This is a genomic window from Vibrio splendidus (assembly GCF_003345295.1).
In the GTDB taxonomy this organism is placed as follows: Bacteria; Pseudomonadota; Gammaproteobacteria; order Enterobacterales; family Vibrionaceae; genus Vibrio; species Vibrio splendidus_K.
In genome coordinates this window covers 1,040,078-1,058,890 of sequence record NZ_CP031055.1, presented here as the reverse complement: position 1 = coordinate 1,058,890, position 18,813 = coordinate 1,040,078, and the positions used below count along the sequence as shown (strand labels likewise).

Annotated in this window: 13 protein-coding genes; 6 read left to right on the top strand and 7 right to left on the bottom strand. The window is 43.7% G+C overall.

Translation table 11 applies throughout. The features are described 5' to 3' along the window. Positions 1 to 117: 117 nt before the first annotated feature. Positions 118 to 1,836 (bottom strand): ATP-binding protein, encoded by a 1,719-nt coding sequence (locus DUN60_RS04685; RefSeq protein WP_114633299.1) that lies wholly within the window; start codon positions 1,834 to 1,836, stop codon positions 118 to 120. A 1-nt stretch (position 1,837) separates the two neighbouring features. After that, positions 1,838 to 2,380 carry a heme NO-binding domain-containing protein gene (locus DUN60_RS04680; RefSeq protein ID WP_017080579.1) on the bottom strand — a complete coding sequence of 181 codons (543 nt, stop codon included), beginning with the start codon at positions 2,378 to 2,380 and terminating at the stop codon, positions 1,838 to 1,840. 305 nt (positions 2,381 to 2,685) lie between these two features. On the opposite strand from DUN60_RS04680, the gene DUN60_RS04675 reads away from it, so the two are divergent. The 3 genes from DUN60_RS04675 (at position 2,686) to DUN60_RS04665 (ending at position 6,329) form a co-directional block, all read left to right on the top strand. After that, on the top strand, positions 2,686 to 3,285 hold the full coding sequence (locus tag DUN60_RS04675; protein WP_017080578.1) for a CoA pyrophosphatase: 600 nt from the start codon (positions 2,686 to 2,688) through the stop codon (positions 3,283 to 3,285). A 309-nt stretch (positions 3,286 to 3,594) separates the two neighbouring features. Then, positions 3,595 to 4,848 (top strand): aromatic amino acid transport family protein, encoded by a 1,254-nt coding sequence (locus DUN60_RS04670; protein ID WP_004734718.1) that lies wholly within the window; start codon positions 3,595 to 3,597, stop codon positions 4,846 to 4,848. A gap of 119 nt (positions 4,849 to 4,967) precedes the next feature. Further along, the gene (locus DUN60_RS04665) at positions 4,968 to 6,329 is read left to right on the top strand and encodes an L-serine ammonia-lyase (RefSeq protein ID WP_054546558.1); all 1,362 of its coding nucleotides are present in this window, start codon (positions 4,968 to 4,970) and stop codon (positions 6,327 to 6,329) included. A 189-nt stretch (positions 6,330 to 6,518) separates the two neighbouring features. Here DUN60_RS04665 and DUN60_RS04660 read toward each other — a convergent pair whose 3' ends face one another. The 4 genes from DUN60_RS04660 to DUN60_RS04650 form a co-directional block, all read right to left on the bottom strand. Next, on the bottom strand, positions 6,519 to 7,661 hold the full coding sequence (locus DUN60_RS04660; RefSeq protein WP_114633298.1) for an amino acid permease: 1,143 nt from the start codon (positions 7,659 to 7,661) through the stop codon (positions 6,519 to 6,521). An 81-nt stretch (positions 7,662 to 7,742) separates the two neighbouring features. Then, complete coding sequence (locus DUN60_RS24415; protein WP_131825228.1) at positions 7,743 to 7,940, bottom strand: hypothetical protein; 198 nt, start codon at positions 7,938 to 7,940, stop codon at positions 7,743 to 7,745. Positions 7,941 to 8,205: 265 nt separating this feature from the next. Next, on the bottom strand, positions 8,206 to 9,036 hold the full coding sequence (gene fdhD, locus DUN60_RS04655; RefSeq protein WP_114633297.1) for a formate dehydrogenase accessory sulfurtransferase FdhD: 831 nt from the start codon (positions 9,034 to 9,036) through the stop codon (positions 8,206 to 8,208). A gap of 107 nt (positions 9,037 to 9,143) precedes the next feature. Then, positions 9,144 to 10,028, bottom strand: coding sequence for a LysR family global transcriptional regulator AcsS (locus DUN60_RS04650; RefSeq protein ID WP_114633296.1), 885 nt, complete (start codon positions 10,026 to 10,028; stop codon positions 9,144 to 9,146). A gap of 600 nt (positions 10,029 to 10,628) precedes the next feature. On the opposite strand from DUN60_RS04650, the gene DUN60_RS04645 reads away from it, so the two are divergent. Next, positions 10,629 to 12,953, top strand: coding sequence for an FdhF/YdeP family oxidoreductase (locus DUN60_RS04645; RefSeq protein WP_114633295.1), 2,325 nt, complete (start codon positions 10,629 to 10,631; stop codon positions 12,951 to 12,953). Positions 12,954 to 13,300: 347 nt separating this feature from the next. Then, entirely contained in the window at positions 13,301 to 14,935 is a 1,635-nt protein-coding gene (locus tag DUN60_RS04640) for a methyl-accepting chemotaxis protein (RefSeq protein WP_114634298.1), read from the top strand. Positions 14,936 to 15,042: 107 nt separating this feature from the next. On the opposite strand, the gene DUN60_RS04635 is transcribed toward DUN60_RS04640, so the two are convergent. Next, on the bottom strand, positions 15,043 to 16,533 hold the full coding sequence (locus tag DUN60_RS04635; RefSeq protein ID WP_054546562.1) for a SulP family inorganic anion transporter: 1,491 nt from the start codon (positions 16,531 to 16,533) through the stop codon (positions 15,043 to 15,045). Between the two features lie 759 nt (positions 16,534 to 17,292). Between DUN60_RS04635 and asnS the strand changes: the two genes are divergently transcribed. Continuing rightward, positions 17,293 to 18,693: an asparagine--tRNA ligase gene (asnS, locus tag DUN60_RS04630; RefSeq protein ID WP_004734710.1), complete on the top strand. Its 1,401-nt coding sequence runs from the start codon at positions 17,293 to 17,295 to the stop codon at positions 18,691 to 18,693. Positions 18,694 to 18,813 lie beyond the last annotated feature (120 nt).

Here is an 18,813-nt window from a genome sequence, read left to right as displayed (position 1 = left end):
GGTTACCTTAGTTAAAAAGCTCTAAGCTACTTTAGTTAACAAACTCTAAGTTACTTTAGCTAACAAACTCTAAGTTACTTTAGCTAACAAACTCTAAGTTACTTTAGCTAACAAGCTCTAAGTTACTTTCGCAGGCGTAACACCCCACTTCTTGAGCATCTCTTTAAGGTCGTTGGCCGTATAAGGCTTACTAAGAATGTCATCCATTCCACATTGAATACAGCGTTCCCGCTCTTCAAGCGTCGTTCCGGCAGTCAGTGCAACTATAGACTTCGAATACCCTTTATTTCTTAGCTTCTCTGTCGCTTCAAAGCCGTCCATAACTGGCATTCTGCAATCCATGAACACAATGTCGTAGTCATTATTTGAGGCTAGCTCGAGTCCTTCTACACCGTTACTTGCAATAACAGGTTCAATCTCATGTTTACGTAACATTTGTTGGATGATGATCTGGTTCATCTTAATATCATCAACTACGAGCACTTCAAGCAGTGACAATTCGACTTCAGATTCAAAGCCTTTGGCGACACTATCGCTCTCTGCTGGTACGTCGACAACCTGAAGAGGAATCGAAATGGTAAACGTAGTACCTGAGCCAACAATACTGGTCACCCCAATATCGCCATTCATTAAAGCCACCAGCTTACGACAAATCGCTAACCCAAGCCCGGTACCCTCATAGTTTCGGCTACTTGAGTTATCAGCCTGAGTAAAAGGTTCAAACAGCGTCTTATGTGCAGATTCGGCAATGCCTACCCCAGTATCTTCCACTGAGAAAACAAACTGGTTTTTGTCCCACTCAATATCGACATTGACGTGCCCCTCTTCTGTAAATTTGATCGCATTACCGATTAAGTTTACAAACAGTTGCGTGATACGTTCTAAATCGCCTTGGAAATGAGAAGGTACGTTAGAAGCGACACTGATATTAAATTCGATCTGCTTCTCAATCGCGCGATTGACGAAGATACTTTCAATCGTATTTCTCAAATCATGCAACGCAAATTTCTTGGGAATAAGATCCAACATCCCTGCATTGATTTTGCTGAAATCAAGCAAATCATTAATGATGGTTCTGAGAAACTCTCCAGATTGGCTCAGGTTATTCACTATTTCACGCTGAGAACTGCTGAGTTCGGTATCGCTGATCAATTCTGCACTACCTAGCAAACCATTAAGCGGAGTTCTTAATTCATGGTTAATCATGGCCACAAAGTCGCGCGTTGCCCTCTCGGACTCTTCCGCTCGTTTACGTGACTCAACATTTCGATTGATAGCAAGCTGATGAGTTAGTGCACTGCAGATAAGATCGGTCACTAACAACAGTTGGCTTTGAATGAATTCGTAGTCCTGGTCTAACAATCTGACCTTCACGATTAACGCACCGACTATGACCTTTTCGACCTCTAATGGCACCGTTAGCAAGTTGCCTTGCCAATGAGGTTCTTGAATGTATTGCTCTATCACCTCGACGGCTTCGTCACCATAGTCGTAGGTGTGTAACTGAGGAATCAGCTTGGGAGGCAAAATCAAACGACTGGCTTCGATCAAGTAACTGTTAGCCACATTCATCGTCAATTGTGACAACATGATGTCATCGAGATCGTTTCTAAGGAACGCGCGCCCGAAATCAATCAACAAGTTGTCGATTTGTTCTTGGAATTCAATACGACGTATATTCGCATTGGAGCGCTTTTCTAGCTGACGCAGAGCAAGTTCAAGCTGTTGGTTAGCCTCAAACAGTTCGAGGCTCTTTTGTTCCAACAACACTTCAGCCGCTTTCCTGGCCGCGATTTGACGCTTAAGTTTCTTCTCTATGGCAGATGCCGGATCCATATCACTTTTCTACTTTGAGATTAAACCTAACCACGCTTTGGTCATCATTTTGCGGCGTCATTTCAACCGCGATAGATTCACCGTGGTATTCAGCACACCCTTCAATAAGCCCCAAACAAACGTGAGACATGCACCTTGCGCTTTTATAGTCAAAAACAAGCTGTGCTTCAGTCGTGGTGATAAAGCTGAATTCAGGCGGCTCCGCATCCGGATAGAGCTTCTTCACTTCAACGTGAATATAGCGCTCTACGTGTTGGATAAATTGAAAGGTGGTCGTGCTATGAGCAAGGCTCGCTTTATTAGGCAATGAGGCCAATAAGTTCTTAAAGACTGACTGCCCAAAAACACGCTGTAAACTGGCTGCATCAATATCGGTTTTCTTACTCAAGTTGATAATCAACCTGACAAGGTCTTTGTGGTCATAGCTTCCGACCGACGTGTAGATCCCTTCGTCTTCTGACATCTCTAAAACTTCTTCCAAAAGCTCTAGCCCAAACTTGTCTTCAACAAGCTCTAAAAATTCGGTGAATATGATTCCTTTCATCTCATACCTTTTCTTCTATTTCTTTTTAGAATGGTCTACTAAGTTATTGTTATCAAATTCTTAAACAAAAAAACTACGTTTCATCACCTAATTTTATGACATGGGTAACGCTTACTCGGAAATGTGCAAATATTGAATATAGCAAAACCCCTCGTTTTGAGGAGATGGGTGACTCCCCCTCTCCTTTATTATGCTTAGTAAATGACTGAACTAAGGGTAAGTAAATGAAGACACACTCAAAATTGGCAATCAGCCCACGGTTATGTCTATACTTAAAATCATAATAATCAATATATTGGCTTGATATGAATAAAGAAAACTTCCTTCAACAATTCCAGCTTAATCCTACAGTTGGCTATCATCCCGAATCTGTAGAGCGTGTTTCGCATATCAGTGGCGATCAATTGCGCAAAGCGGCAGTGGTGGTCGGTTTAGTGGAACGAGAAGATGGTTTACATGTCATTTTTACTAAAAGAGCCGCTCATTTAAAGCATCATCCAGGCCAAGTCAGCTTTCCTGGGGGTAAACACGAACTTTCCGACCCTTCTATGCAATTCACTGCACTTAGAGAACTCCACGAAGAGGTGGGAATTCGATCGGATCAAGTTAAAATTGTTGGCCAATTACCTGCATTGAGTACTATTAGTAAATTTTCTGTGACACCGATTGTTGCAATGGTCGATCCTGACTATGAAGCCATCATCGATGAGAACGAAGTGGCCTCGATTTTTGAGGTGCCTGCCACCTATGTTTTAGACCAAGCTAAGTTACACAGCCACACTGTTAACGTTAAACAAATCAAGCATCGTGTTTTTGCGATGCCCTTCGAAGAGCACCTAATTTGGGGCGTTACAGCTCAAATCATCCAATCCCTGCAGCGACATGTAGTGCAACAAATTACATAGCAACTACGTTTTGTTTAATCTCTGTTAACAAAATCCAGCCTTTCTATAGAACAGATTTATTAATGCAATTTTACGCAAACGTTTTCTTGGTATAAATCTAACCACCCCCGCCATTCGCATAATAAAAACTAATACCTAGCATGAGCATAAATCACCTGTAGCACGCCAATTTCGTGATCAAAAATCCGTTTTTCGCATATCATGTGACACGCCGTTTCATTACATGATTTAGATCTATTTTTTGCAGAAGAAAATTCTGCAGAATTAGCCCCAACTTATTTCCTGTTCCCAAAAAATGAGTAATTTAACATGAACACAACAACTTCTTCGGCAAATGCCGTTAAAGATTCAAGCAAGTTTAACTATAAAGATTTTACCTGGTGTTTATCACTATTCGGTACAGCAGTTGGTGCTGGCGTACTATTCCTTCCAATCAAAGCTGGTGCGGGTGGTTTTTGGCCATTAGTTATCCTAGCTCTAATCGCGGCACCAATGACTTGGTTCGCACACAAATCTCTAGCTCGTTTCGTACTGTCTGCTAAAAACCCTGAAGCTGATATTACAGACACAGTTGAAGAGCACTTCGGTAAGACTGGCGCAAACATTATTACTTTTGCTTACTTTTTCGCTATCTACCCAATCGTTCTTATCTACGGTGTTGGTATCACAAACACGGTTGATTCTTTCCTAGTAAACCAAATGGGTATGGAATCTATTCCACGTCCTCTTCTTTCTGGTGCACTGATCCTTGCTATGACAGCAGGTGTTGTATTCGGTAAAGAGCTGATGCTTAAAGCAACTTCAGCAATGGTTTACCCACTAGTATTCGTCCTACTAGCGCTGTCTTTCTACCTAGTTCCTGAATGGAACACTTCAATGATGGAAACAAGCCCAGAATGGTCTTCAATGCCTTCTATTATCTGGCTTGCGATTCCAATCATCGTGTTCTCTTTCAACCACAGCCCAATCATTTCACAGTTCTCTAAAGAGCAACGTCGTGTATACGGTGAAGACGCAGTTAAGAAAACTGACGCGATCACTGGCGGCGCAGCAATGATGCTGATGGGTTTTGTAATGTTCTTCGTATTCTCTGTAGTGCTTTCTCTATCTCCAGAGCAACTAGCTACAGCACAAGCGCAAAACATCTCTGTACTTTCTTACCTAGCTAACGTTCACGAGTCTCCACTTATCTCTTACATGGGTCCTCTAGTAGCGTTCGCAGCGATTACTTCTAGCTACTTCGGTCACTTCCTAGGTGCTCATGAAGGTCTTGTTGGTCTAATCAAATCTCGCTCTGGTTCTTCAATCAGCACGATTGAGAAAGCATCTCTAGCGTTCATCGTTGTTACAACTTGGATTGTTGCGGTAGTTAACCCAAGCATCCTAGGTATGATTGAAACAATGGGTGCTCCAATGATTGCAGCTATCCTGTTCCTGATGCCTGTATTCGCGATGCAGAAAGTACCAGCAATGGCTAAGTACAAAACTTCAGCACCTGTGCAAATCTTTACAGCTTTATGTGGTCTAGCGGCTATTAGTTCTGTAATCTACGGCGCTCTTTAATCTCAAGCCTTTTTATAAGATGGCATCCATCTTATATCGCGAGATTAGACAAAAAATATAATGATAATAAATGAGCCTCCCTACTCCCCTTGGGAGGCTCTCTTTTTGAGGTAATCGCTATGATTAGTGTATTTGATATCTATAAAATCGGTGTTGGTCCATCGAGCTCACACACAGTTGGACCAATGAAAGCGGGTAAAGAGTTTATTGATGACCTACGTTCAATGGGAAAATTGCGCGACATCACTAAAATCACCGTGGACGTATATGGATCACTATCACTGACAGGGAAAGGTCACCACACAGATATCGCAATCATCATGGGTCTTGCTGGCAATACTCCTGAGAAAGTGGATATCGACTCTATCGCAGGTTTCATTGCTCGCGTAGAAGAAACTGAACGTCTACCTGTTGGTATGCACTGTCATACTGTTTCGTTCCCGAAAGATGGCGGAATGAATTTCCATACTTCGAACCTTTCTCTACACGAGAATGGCATGAGCATTCATGCTTGGGTTGATGACGAAGTAGCTTACTCAAAAACGTACTACTCAATTGGTGGCGGTTTCATCGTTGACGAAGAGAGCTTCGGCAAAGAAGAAGAAAACCCAATTAAAGCACCATACGAATTCACAACAGCTGAAGAGCTGGTTAATCAGTGTAAAGAAAGCGGTCTTTCTATCAGTACACTGGTTATGAAAAACCAAGCGGCTTTCCACTCAGACGAAGAGTCTCGCACTTACTTCGCTAACATCTGGAGAACGATGCGCGAGTGTATGGATCGCGGTATGAATACTGAAGGTATCTTGCCTGGTCCACTGCGTGTTCCTCGTCGTGCAGCTTCACTTCGCCAACTTCTGATTACTTCAGAAAAAACAACCAACGATCCAATGACGGTTGTTGATTGGGTGAACATGTTTGCTTTCGCAGTAAATGAAGAAAACGCTGCTGGCGGTCGTGTAGTAACAGCACCGACAAACGGCGCGTGTGGCATTATCCCTGCGGTATTGGCTTACTACGATAAGTTCATTCAAACAGTGACAGAGAAAGACTACATCCGTTACTTCGCAGCTTCTGGCGCGATCGGTGGTCTGTATAAGCGTAACGCTTCTATCTCTGGCGCTGAAGTTGGCTGTCAGGGTGAAGTTGGCGTAGCATGTTCTATGGCTGCTGCTGGTCTGGCTGAGCTTATGGGTGGTAGCCCTGAGCAAGTATGTATGGCTGCAGAAATCGGCATGGAGCACAACCTAGGTCTAACGTGTGACCCAGTTGCAGGCCAAGTACAAGTACCATGTATCGAGCGTAACGGTATTGCTGCAGTGAAAGCAATCAACTCAACTCGTATGGCACTTCGTCGCTCTTCTGCTCCTACTGTTTCTCTCGATAAAGTTATCGAAACAATGCTAGAAACAGGTAAAGACATGAACGCTAAATACCGTGAGACATCTCAAGGTGGTTTGGCAGTTAAAGTGGTTTGTTAATTAGCATTCGTTTGTTAGTTAATATTGCCTTGCTAGTCCGTATTCATTTATTGGCCAGCATCAGTTAACAAGCCAACACTTAACTCAGTCTGCTTTTAATAAGCAGATAATAAAAAGGAACGCCAATGCGTTCCTTTTTTTGTATCTGAAACTTGGTGACTGATTTATTCAACCGACCAAATTGGTTTGCTAAATCACTTGTGAGATAAGCAAGAAGCAACCAAAGAGCAATGAGAAAAGCATCATTGGCCGGCCACCTTCAGCGCTGTATCTGTCTTCCGCTACTTTCATAAAGCGTTGCTTATGAACCATAACCAGAGGAACAAAGACCGCCAAGAACACTAAGATGATGCCTGCATAGTTCAACACTTGTAGGAACTTATCCGCAGCAAGCAGTGAACCCGCCAGCGGCAAGATGAAACTAATGCAGTAAGTAACCGCTGTGTTTTGGTTAAACATGTCTTTGTTCTGGTTGAACAACGCCATTGCTACACCAAAGAAAGAGGTCAGCAACGCTAAGCCAGTGAAGGTAGACAGAACGTTACCCACCCAAGGAGACTGAGCTTCAAACGCCGCCATCAAGTCAGACACATTTTTAAAGCTTCTGAATTGCTCTTCACTCAGGTTACCCACTACCGCAAACAACCAACACAAGTAGCACACTAATGGGATCAGAGAACCGACGATCACCATGTTACGCAGCTGTTTGTCTGTCGCTTCGTGGTTGTAAGAAACCAAGGTTGGAATCACAACCATAAAGCCAAAGCTCGTAAACAGGATGGCACTGGTTTTGATTAGATCAACGTGGTCATGGCTGGTTACCTGCATCAAGTTTTCTTGAGTCATGCTCGGCGCTAAGAACACCATGGTTGCAAACAAGCTAGCAAGCATCACGAAGAACAGTGCACGGTTGAGTTTATCAATCACACCGGTGCCACTTGCGACAACAGCACCCGCAAGTAAAGTAAACGTGATTTGGCTCGTCGTTGCGCTAATGTCGACACCGAAGTTAGACAGTAACTTACTCAGCAAATCACCCGCACCCAGAATGTAGGCCATCAATAGGCAAATCAATAACGCGTAAAGTAAGCCGTTGGTAATCAACTGCCCTTGTTTGCCCAGAGTTTTTCGAGCAATAGAGTTCAACCCTAGACCGCCACCGGCTTTGATGGTCGCTTCTAGAAGTAATAATGCTGCGTAAGTCGTACCGAAGCAGATCAGAACCATCAGCAGTGTGCCGTAAAGCAATCCGAATTGAGCTAATACCATTGGGATCGCAAGCATACCAGCACCGAGAGCGGTACCAGCGATAATTAGGGAGCTACCCATCATTTTAATATTCATTGTTTTTAACTTATTTGTTTAGTTTTTATAGATGTGAGTCTTCGTACATCGAGCGGATGACAAAGGAGTTCAGATAGAAATAGAGTTATAAAACGAATAACAATAGGAGCGATAAGCGGTAAAGAAGCGTGCAGAGACGTGGTCGAACAAGGTGTTCAAAGGGGAGCTTGTCTTAAAAGAGGTAAAACGAGAAGCGTGAGTTTGCGTTAACTGATGTGGTGAACCTTCCGTAGGTTCAATAATCGGTGATGTAATCTTGAATTTCATGTATGTGTCCAATAATTAAGTCACATTCCATAGTAATTGAAGCAGCGTATCCATTGCTGCCCTACCTCTGTCATTAGAGGTGTTTTCATCTTATCGAATGAGCTTTGAAACACAACGCTATAACCACATTTTTTGCTATTAAATTGAACAAAACAGCCATTTGGATATAAATTAACCACCAAACCGCGTAAAACAATAATCATTTATAATAAAAACCAAAGAGAGACACAATGGTCTCTCTTTTTATCCAAACGAAAACATTACATTAAGGCGCAGGGCTATATAAACGAGGTGGACTGCTGTTGGGTAAGTGAATCAGATTTAAGCGATTACGTCTTGCCCATTCAACCGTCAATGAGGTCGGAGCCGACAAACAAACCAAGGTTGCAATTTCAGCACGCACAGCTTTATGGATAAGCTCTAAACTGCAACGACTCGTCATAATGGCGAACCCCGACTTAGGGTTGATGTCGTTCACGGCCATCGCCCCTATTAGTTTATCCAGTGCGTTGTGGCGGCCGATGTCTTCACGACAAAGTGAAATTTCACCTTTCGAATTCGCAAACAAAGCGGCATGTAAAGCACCGGATATTTTGGCTGCTTTTTGATGTTCAGCAATTCGCCCTCTCAACCCCTGAAAAACCAGTGGACTGGGTGGTAATGACGATGGCAATGGAACCAAATCCGGAAGTGCTTGTTCAAGCGCCTCAACACCGCACAAACCACAACCTGTGGTTCCAGCCAAGTTACGCCGCTGAGTTTTCATGTCCCAAAAAGCGCGATTGCTGATTTCTACTTGCGCAAAATGAGATTCACCATTGCCACCAATCTCAATATCACGAATCTCACTGAATTTTTTTACAATACCGGTACTTAAACTAAAACCGCGCACAAAGTCTTCCATGTGACCGGGCGTCACCATCATAACCGCCTGACTGATCCCGTTATAACTGATCGCCAATGCAGATTCGTTTGCCAGAGGGGCATCCACCACCATGCTATAGCCCGTAAGCTCTCGATAGCTCATGGCATTGGGCTGTGGAGGCGCTTGATTAAAATCAGGCAGTTCAATATAGGATTGAGTTATACATCTCATAAAATCACCCGGAAAGACGGTCAGCTTGACGATATCGATTCAGACTGAAAACGTTACTTATTAAACTAGTATTACTGATTAAATAGACATCACTGGTTAAACAAACATCACTGATTAAACAAGTGTTTTGCTTCAGAAAAACACTGATCAGTGAGTGCCGAATAAGGTTCTTGTTTACGCTTAAGTAGACCTAGAGGCGAATGCACCACGGCTTTTTCTATAGGTACGATACGCAGTTGTTCATTGAGCTCTTCCAATCCAGAGTTAAGCGGCATAACAGCACAGCACAGGCCACTGGTAACGGCTTGGATCAGGTGAAACGTAGAGTTACTTTCAATCAAAGTCTGCGGAACTAGGCCTTTACTACCGAAGCTCAAATCAATCGAATGACGATAATGCATACCTTTAGACAAAAGCCCCAAAGGAATGCTATTGAGTGATTCCCATAAGACTTCCGACTCAGCAAAATCAAAAAATCGGCTGTCATACAGAATGCCTAAATCCGTCGAGTTCATTTCTATAACGTCAAAATAAGCCGTATTGATCTGGTCGGTGTAACACATGCCTAAATCAAGTTGGTTACGATTGAGCTGGTCTATGATCTGCTCAGATGTCATCGACAAAATTTGAAAGCGAAGTTCAGGGAATTTTTCTGCTAAAGGCTTAATCAACTGCATCGGGTTTTGACTGGCTAAAGGCACCATGCCAACTCTTAGCGAGCCGACCAGTTGGCCACGGCAGTTAGCCGCTTCGGCTTGTAAACCGTCATGAGCCGCTAAGACCGTCTTTGCCCAAGCCAATATACGTTCACCCGCTTCGGTAAACCCTTCAAAACGTTGACTTCTTGAAATCAACTCGAGGTCTAACTCTTCTTCTAAACGCCTTATCCTCATCGACAACGTAGGCTGAGTAATATGACAAAGTGTCGCAGCCTGACCAAAGTGTTTCGTTTGATCTAAAGCGATTAAATACTTAAGTTGTTTTATATCCATGAATGATTAGTAAAACCTTGAAATGAAGCGTCTTCTTCGCGTTCGTCGTACATTAACGGTTCTCTGTGATTGAAAATACCTATCACGGGAAATGGCTCAATCTGTAAAGCAACAGCTAAAATAACAACGGTATCTTTGATTTAAATCAAAGTATGCCTAATTTAAATATAGGTCAAATCTAAATTATCTATAGCGTGATAGACAGCAACTATCATGGGAGACTCAGCTATATCAAGGCTGATTAACAAATATCTCGTAAAATAGAGCTCACATCGCACTGGCTAATAAATTTTATTTATCACTATGAAAAATCTATTTATCACTGTGACAAAAGCGACACTTTCCATATTTACTCGCCATGATAGATTCTGTTTATCACTTAGTCGGCAATATCAATTGGACGCACCGCCCCTTAACGGCATAACCTTTGATTTAGATCATGGCAAACAATTAGCCAGTCTATTTCTAAATATTCAAAGCAGTAAACAGGTATCGATACCAAATAATCAAAACCGTTTTACTCCCGCCTTATTTTTATAACGCGCCTGTTTTTACCGGTTCCCTTGTTTACTGCCGTTCCCGTGTGTGAGGAGTGCAGTTGTGAGCCAAAAAGAACAGATAAAAAAATATAAAGGTCCTGCTGGTGGTTGGGGTGCGTTAAAAGCCGTCACTAAGAGTTGGTGGGGCAGCGAAAACGCCATCAAAAACATTCGAACAATGCTTAAAACGAATCAAAACGGTGGTTTTGATTGTCCGGGATGCGCATGGGGTGAATCCCCACACGGCAGTAAAGTGAACTTCTGTGAGAACGGTGCAAAAGCTGTGAATTGGGAAGCCACAAATCGATTTGTGGATCCTAATTTTTTCGCTGAACACAGCGTAACATCCTTATCATCACAAACAGATTACTGGCTGGAATACCAAGGCCGAATAACCCATCCGATGAAGTACGACGCTGCATCCGACCACTATATTCCTATCGCGTGGGATGAAGCCTTTTCGCTCGTAGCCAAGCATTTGAAGCAACTCGGCTCGCCACATCAAGCCGAATTTTACACTTCGGGTCGAGCCAGTAATGAAGCGGCGTTTTTGTACCAACTCTTCGTCCGTGCGTTTGGAACAAACAACTTCCCTGACTGTTCAAACATGTGCCACGAAGCCAGTGCAATTGGCATGAAAGATACGGTCGGCGTGGGCAAAGGAACCGTAATTTTTGACGACTTTGAACAAGCAGACGCGATCTTTGTGCTCGGGCAAAACCCAGGTACTAATCACCCTCGCATGCTTGAACCCTTGCGTGAAGCGGTAAAACGCGGCGCTCAAGTGATCTGTTTCAATCCATTGAAAGAACGTGGACTTGAACGTTTCCAAAATCCTCAAGTTCCAGTTGAAATGTTAAGCAATGGTTCAAAACCAACCAATACCGCTTATTTAAGACCAGCATTAGGTGGCGATATGGCGGTCTTTCGTGGGATGGCTAAATATTTGCTGCAATGGGAACGTGATGCGCTCGCAACCGAAGGAAAAGCCATATTTGATCGTAAATTCATCAGCGAACACACCACAGGTATTCATGAATACTTAGCAGAAGTTGATGCGACAACATGGGAGCATATCGCTGAACAATCAGGGTTAGCTTTAAGCGAAATAGAAATGGTCGCAGACATGTACCGCCGTTCAGAAAAGGTGATCATGTGTTGGGCTATGGGGCTAACACAACATCGTCATTCAGTACAAACCATCAAAGAAGTAGCCAATGTGCAATTGTTGCGCGGCAACGTCGGTAAGTCAGGTGCTGGGCTATCACCAGTTAGGGGGCATAGTAATGTCCAAGGCGATCGTACGATGGGCATCGATGAAAAACCGTCAAACCAATTTCTTGATAGCATAGAACGCCGCTTTAACTTCAATGCCCCGCGAGATGTAGGCCACAACACCATACAAGCGATTAAAGCGATGGAGGAAAAACGCTCGAAAGTCTTTATTGGTTTAGGTGGTAATTTTGCGCAAGCCACACCCGATACTCCTCGCACGCATCTGGCGATGAAAAATTGTGACCTAACCGTTCATATCTCAACCAAGCTCAATCGCTCTCATCTTGTTACCGGTCAAGATGCTCTGATTCTGCCATGTTTGGGACGTACGGAAATCGATACACAAGCTAATGGGCCACAAGGCATCACCGTCGAAGATACCTTCAGCATGGTTCACATCTCTTACGGACAGCTCGAGCCTCGATCAGAGCATTTACGTTCTGAACCAGCCATTGTCGCGGGTATTGCCAATGCCACATTGGGCAGCCATCCAATAGATTGGAATTGGGTCATTCAAGATTATGGGCATATTCGAGACCTCATTGCAGATACGATTCCGGGCTTTACTGACTTCAATCAGAAACTGGAAAATCCGGGTGGATTTCATTTAGTCAATCCCGCCGCAAATCGTCAATGGAACACCCTCAGCGGCAAAGCGCAGTTTGGCTCCAGTGAACTGCCAAAACATCTGATTAATGAAGCGGTGTTGCAGGGTGCTAATAAACCCGATTTGATCTTGCAAACCATGCGTTCCCATGACCAATACAACACCACGCTATATGGCTTGAATGATCGGTACCGCGGTGTCTTTGGTATGCGCGAAGTTTTGTTTATCAATGAAGCTGATATATTGAAGCTCGGTTTTGAACCAGGTGACAAGGTCGATATGGTGTCGCTTTGGGAAGATGGTGTAACGAGAAAAGTGAAAGGGTTTACCCTAGTAGCTTATGACGTTCCACAGGGTCAGGCGGCGGCTTACTATCCTGAAACCAACCCTTTGGTTCCTCTAGACAGCTATGGTGAGCGAACCTTTACCCCTACCTCTAAATTTATTGCCATCAGATTAGAGAAATCAATCTCTGACGCCATTCCCCTTTCAACCGTCAGCTAACTGGCAATCGGCAATCGGCAATCAAAAGTAAACGTAAAAGTAAAAGTAAAAGTAAAAATCCACCTGTTTTGGCAGGTGGATTTTAATAATGACGCTTGGCCAGTATAAATACAGCCCGCTGAACATGTTTATTTAAGTCATGTACGTTTATTAGGCTTTTCATACTCTTCAAATTTAACGATAAACTCCCTTTCATTCGCCCAAAGAACATCATCACAAACTCGCTACATCACAGAAACATAACCACAACCGGAGTGTGGTCACACAATCGGTTATACCTCATAGGTGGTAGAGTCTCTTACACGTAAAGTATGCGCGTCATTATAATTAATAAAAACAAACACCTTATGCGCTCAACAATCACCTTTAAAATCCTAGTGGCCCTCGCCATTGTGTTCACTTTTCTATTAGCAATATCGACCTACTTTCAATATTCGCAGCAAAAGCAACTTGTAAACTCAGTGTTAAGTGAACAGCTTCACGATAAAGCGAGCAACTATTTCGATAGCCTCAATATGATGATGCTCACTGGCACTATGGCACAAAAAGAGACCCTTCGTCAGAAAGCGTTAGCTCAAGAAGGCATTGAAAATGTTCGTGTATTGCGTGCTGATGCGGTGAGTAAGTTATACGGGCCTGGCAATGACAACCAAACACCTGTAGATGATATTGATAAACGAGCGCTAGCGGGTGAAACCGTTATCGAACCCTTTTCTGCCGATTGGGGAAAAGGCTTGGTTATTGCTCTGCCAATGAAGTCGAGCGAGAACTATCGCGGCACCAATTGTGTGGCATGTCATATGGCGCCAGAAGGGGAAGTATTAGGTGCAATTCGACTTGAATATAACCTTAGCCATGTCAACTCGCTGATCAATACTCAAACGATGACAGCGATCGGTATCATGGCGGTGATCTCCTTTGCCGGATTCGTTCTTACTATGGGATTGATTCGTAAGATAATCGTTCGCCCGCTTCAACAAACCTCTCGCTTTATGACCCAAGTCAGCAGCGATAAGAACCTATCCACTCGGCTTCCAGAGCAAAGCAAAGATGAAATTGGTACGCTTGCTAACTCCATCAACTCGTTCATGGGCACTGTTTCCAACAGCTTAGAGAGGGTACAAGACACCTCACACAAACTGAATGCTTCAGCCAACCAACTGACCAGTGTTGCACAAATTACCGAGCAAGCCGCCAGCGATCAACAAAACGAAACCGCTGAAGTACAAAACAATATCGAAGGGATACAGGCGCAGCAAGTCAATGTAGAACAAGCCACTTTAACCGCCTCAGAACTCATCAATCATACCGCTGATGTGGCCTGTAAAAGTGCTAACCAAGCACATGATGCAAGCAGTGAGATAAAGAACCTAGTCAGCAGCATAGAAGAAGTGAAACACAAGATACTGACACTCAATGAGCAAACCGGAGAGGTCTCTTCAATATTGAGCGTTATTCGAGGCATTGCCGATCAAACTAACCTGCTCGCCTTGAATGCAGCGATTGAAGCTGCTCGCGCAGGCGAACAAGGCCGTGGTTTCGCTGTGGTTGCTGATGAAGTTCGTAATCTTGCATCACGAACGGCTGAAGCGACAGGCAGTATTGAATCGATTATCCATCAGTTCCAACAAGGTAGCGAAGAGTCGTTAACTTCGGCCGACCGTGTTTGCGAACAAGCACATCAAAGCTCAACAGATATCGACGCTCTGTCCGTTGAAATGAATGGTGTCGTTGAAGAAATGAAACAAGTGCTGGCTCATGCGAAAAATATTCAACAACAGACGCAATCCACTACACACGCAACTGAAGATGTTCAACAAAAAGTTGAAACCATCACTTCTCACGCCGACAACACATCGCAGTCTGCGGCTGAGACTCGTGGAATCAGTAATGATTTAGAAGAGCTGTCTGATCACCTTGAATCTCTTATCAACCAATTCACCTTATCGAACTCAAACACCAACGATAAAGGTCAGTCATAGGTCGTTAGAACTCCCAGACCGACATCAACAAAAAAAGCGCTCAAAGATGAGCGCTTTATCTTCATAACAATGTCTAGTTCAGGCTTTCAAAGTACCTTAAACCACGATTAGTGCGTAATGGAAACCGCAGTTAAATCTTTATGCTTGTGGTACATCGCGTGTTTGAATATCAGATTCGCACTCACGGTATCCATTCCTGCGACTTCTACATAAGCGCCCTTTTTACGGAACTTAAATACGACCTTATCAAGCGCCTCAACCGACGTGTTATCTAGGAAAGACGCATCCGAAATATCGATGGTCACTAAAGAGGTCGCATTGTCATAATCAAATAGATCGACAAACGCATCTGAAGAAGCAAAGAAGACATGGCCTTTTACTCGGTGGGTAGTGTGCATTTCGTTAGTCACCACTTCATCGGATATAAAGACCATCGACTTGCTAGCATGTGCATAAAACAGAGCCGATAGCACCACGCCAACCGCAACACCTATTGCGAGATTGTGAGTAAACACCACCACCGCCACGGTTGCTAGCATGGTTACATTGGTTGGGAGTGTGTGGTCTTTAAGCTCAACAACAGAACGCCATGAAAACGTGCCGATTGAAACCATGATCATCACAGACACTAAAGCGGCCATCGGTATCAGCTTCAACCAATCAGAAACAAACACCACCATTAGCAGTAAAACAACCCCGGCGATCAGACTGGATAATCGGGTTAAGCCGCCAGATTTGATGTTAATGATCGACTGGCCAATCATCGCACACCCCGCCATACCACCAAATAGTGAAGCCACGATGTTCGCTACGCCCTGCCCTTTGCATTCATTGTTTTTATTACTTTCTGTATCAGTCAGATCATCGACGATCGTCGCTGTCATTAAGGACTCTAATAAACCTACGAGGGACAGAGCAATAGAATATGGAAGGATGGTTGCGAGCGTATCAAACGTGAATGGAATATTAGGAATCAAGAACACAGGCAGTGAATCGGGAAGCTTACCCATATCGCCAATTGTTCTGACATCCAAACCAAAGAGCAGACTGACGATAGTAAGTACTACGATGGCAATCAATGGAGACGGTATCGCACTGCCTAATTTAGGGAAATAAGGAAGCAGATAGATAATAGCTAAACCAAGAGCGACTAACAGGTAAACGCTTGATGGCACATTGATGAGTTCGGGGAGTTGCGCCATGAAGATAAGAATCGCGAGTGCGTTAACAAAACCCGTTATGACTGATTTTGAAACAAAGTTCATTAAGTTACCCAGCTTGAGATAACCCGCGGCAATTTGAATCACGCCAGCAAGAAATGAAGCGGCGAGTAGATATTCTAGCCCGTGGTCTTTAACTAAAGTAACCATTAACAGCGCCATTGCGCCCGTTGCCCCAGAGATCATCCCCGGACGACTGCCAACCAAAGCGGTTACAACACAGATACAGAAAGAAGCATAAAGTCCTACTTTAGGGTCGACGCCTGCGATAATTGAAAATGCGATAGCTTCAGGGATTAATGCGAGTGCAACCACAATCCCAGATAATGAATCTCCTTTAACGTTTGATAACCAGTGTTTTTTTAAATAATTAAGCATGTAATTCTCTTTTACTTGTACAGCCAGTCCTGCCTTGTTCAGACATAATTTGATCGACTGTTTTTCTTGAATGAGCGAGCGCTCGAAAAGTGCGGGTGTAGAGAGAATGCAGGGGCTAAGGCGGCGTAATTAACACGTGAATATTAAACTCCTCTGGTTTGTGATTGATTTGCTATTGAATAAGTAAGCTCAAGCCGATTGATTATAGGTACTAAGGTAAACAGTACAAATTAAGCTAGCGAGTAAGCATTAGACTAGATCGTAAGTATTAAATTGGATCGTAAGCATTGAGCTAGCTTGAGCCGCGCCAATATAAAGTGAGTCTTGATGCAATCACACATTCATTATTGCAAACAAAGATTCCAAACCTATACCAGCTCGTCAACGGTTACTGCTATTCATTAAAACGGTTACGGCTATTGACCAAAACGGTTACGGCTATTGACCAAAACGGTTACTAACCTAGTTTAACAGCCTAACTCCGACATAACGTTTATAAACGTCTAACGGCAATTGCACCGCATGAAATCGAACAAAAAAACAACCCTTAGTGGTTTTTCTTGTCTGTAGACACAATATTTCTTTCGTCGAGCAAGAATAAAGGTTGAAGCTGTCTGTATGACAGGTAATATGTTCAATCGATTTAAAAAGTTTATACAACTCAATGTTTCGGCTAATTATTATGCAAATGTCTATTTGTTTGTATTAATGCCAGTACCTTTGAGTTGAATTTGTCCCTCAATGGAGAATGAAATCAACATGACTTACGCGCCTGTAACAGACGTACTTGGCGGCAAGCTAGCGGTAGACAGTGAAGTAACTGTTCGCGGCTGGATCCGTTCACGTCGTGATTCCAAAGCTGGAATCTCTTTCCTTGCCATTTATGACGGCTCTTGTTTCGACCCGATTCAGGCCGTGGTTCCTAATAATCTTAATAATTACGAAGACGAAGTATTAAAGCTAACAACTGGCTGCTCTGTTGAAGTAACTGGTAAGATTGTTGAGTCTCCTGCGAAAGGTCAAGACTTCGAACTAGCAGCAACTGACGTTAAAGTTGTAGGCTGGGTTGAAGACGCTGACACTTACCCAATGGCTAAGACACGTCACTCTATCGAATACCTTCGTGAAGTTGCTCACCTACGCCCACGTACTAACGTGATCGGCGCAGTAGCACGTGTACGTAACTGTTTATCGCAAGCGATTCACCGTTTCTACCACGAGCAAGGTTTCTTCTGGACTTCAGCTCCGCTTATCACTGCATCTGATGCAGAAGGCGCTGGTGAAATGTTCCGCGTATCTACGCTAGACATGGAAAACCTACCTCGCACTGACGAAGGCAAAGTTGATTTCAACGAAGATTTCTTCGGTAAAGAGACTTTCCTAACAGTATCTGGCCAACTTAATGCTGAAGCTTACGCTTGTGCACTAAGCAAGGTTTACACGTTCGGTCCTACGTTCCGTGCTGAAAACTCAAACACAAGCCGCCACCTAGCTGAGTTCTGGATGGTTGAGCCTGAAGTTGCGTTTGCAGACCTTGACGATGTAGCGAAACTGGCTGAAGACATGCTTAAGTACGTTTTTGCTGCTGTTCTTGAAGAGCGCCGCGACGACCTTGAGTTCTTCGCTTCTCGCATCGACAAAGAAGCAATCACTCGTCTAGAGCAATTCGTAGACGCTGATTTCGCACAAGTTGACTACACTGACGCAATCCAAATCCTACTAGATTCTGGTAAGAAATTTGAATTCGACGTTGAGTGGGGCATCGACATGTCTTCAGAGCATGAGCGTTACCTAGCTGAAGAGCACTTTAAAGCGCCTGTTATCGTTAAGAACTACCCGAAAGACATCAAAGCTTTCTACATGCGCTTAAACGACGACGGTAAAACAGTTGCAGCAATGGACGTACTTGCACCAGGCATCGGTGAAATCATCGGTGGTGCACAACGTGAAGAACGTCTAGACATTCTAGACGAGCGCATGATTGGTATGGGTATCGACCCTGAGCACATGAGCTGGTACCGCGACCTACGTAAATACGGCACCGTGCCACACGCAGGCTTCGGTCTTGGCTTTGAGCGTCTAGTATCTTACGTAACAGGTATGGGCAACGTTCGTGACGTGATTCCATTCCCACGTACGCCACGCTCTGCTAACTTCTAATCTCAGCTTTCTTCTTTCAGAAAAGTCAGTATAGATAGATAATTAAATAGATAAAAACCTCCGTATATACGGAGGTTTTTTTATACGCGCTCATTTATAAGGGCATGTTCATAAGCGCCT

Coding starts and splice junctions, on each gene's coding strand:
- asnS (WP_004734710.1), top strand. CDS start 17,293: ATGACTTACGCGCCTGTAACAGACGTACTTGGCGGCAAGCTAGCGGTA.
- DUN60_RS04685 (WP_114633299.1), bottom strand. CDS start 1,836: ATGGATCCGGCATCTGCCATAGAGAAGAAACTTAAGCGTCAAATCGCG.
- DUN60_RS04650 (WP_114633296.1), bottom strand. CDS start 10,028: ATGGATATAAAACAACTTAAGTATTTAATCGCTTTAGATCAAACGAAA.
- DUN60_RS04665 (WP_054546558.1), top strand. CDS start 4,968: ATGATTAGTGTATTTGATATCTATAAAATCGGTGTTGGTCCATCGAGC.
- DUN60_RS04640 (WP_114634298.1), top strand. CDS start 13,301: ATGCGCTCAACAATCACCTTTAAAATCCTAGTGGCCCTCGCCATTGTG.
- fdhD (WP_114633297.1), bottom strand. CDS start 9,036: ATGAGATGTATAACTCAATCCTATATTGAACTGCCTGATTTTAATCAA.
- DUN60_RS04635 (WP_054546562.1), bottom strand. CDS start 16,533: ATGCTTAATTATTTAAAAAAACACTGGTTATCAAACGTTAAAGGAGAT.
- DUN60_RS04670 (WP_004734718.1), top strand. CDS start 3,595: ATGAACACAACAACTTCTTCGGCAAATGCCGTTAAAGATTCAAGCAAG.
- DUN60_RS04660 (WP_114633298.1), bottom strand. CDS start 7,661: ATGATGGGTAGCTCCCTAATTATCGCTGGTACCGCTCTCGGTGCTGGT.
- DUN60_RS04675 (WP_017080578.1), top strand. CDS start 2,686: ATGAATAAAGAAAACTTCCTTCAACAATTCCAGCTTAATCCTACAGTT.
- DUN60_RS24415 (WP_131825228.1), bottom strand. CDS start 7,940: ATGAAATTCAAGATTACATCACCGATTATTGAACCTACGGAAGGTTCA.
- DUN60_RS04680 (WP_017080579.1), bottom strand. CDS start 2,380: ATGAAAGGAATCATATTCACCGAATTTTTAGAGCTTGTTGAAGACAAG.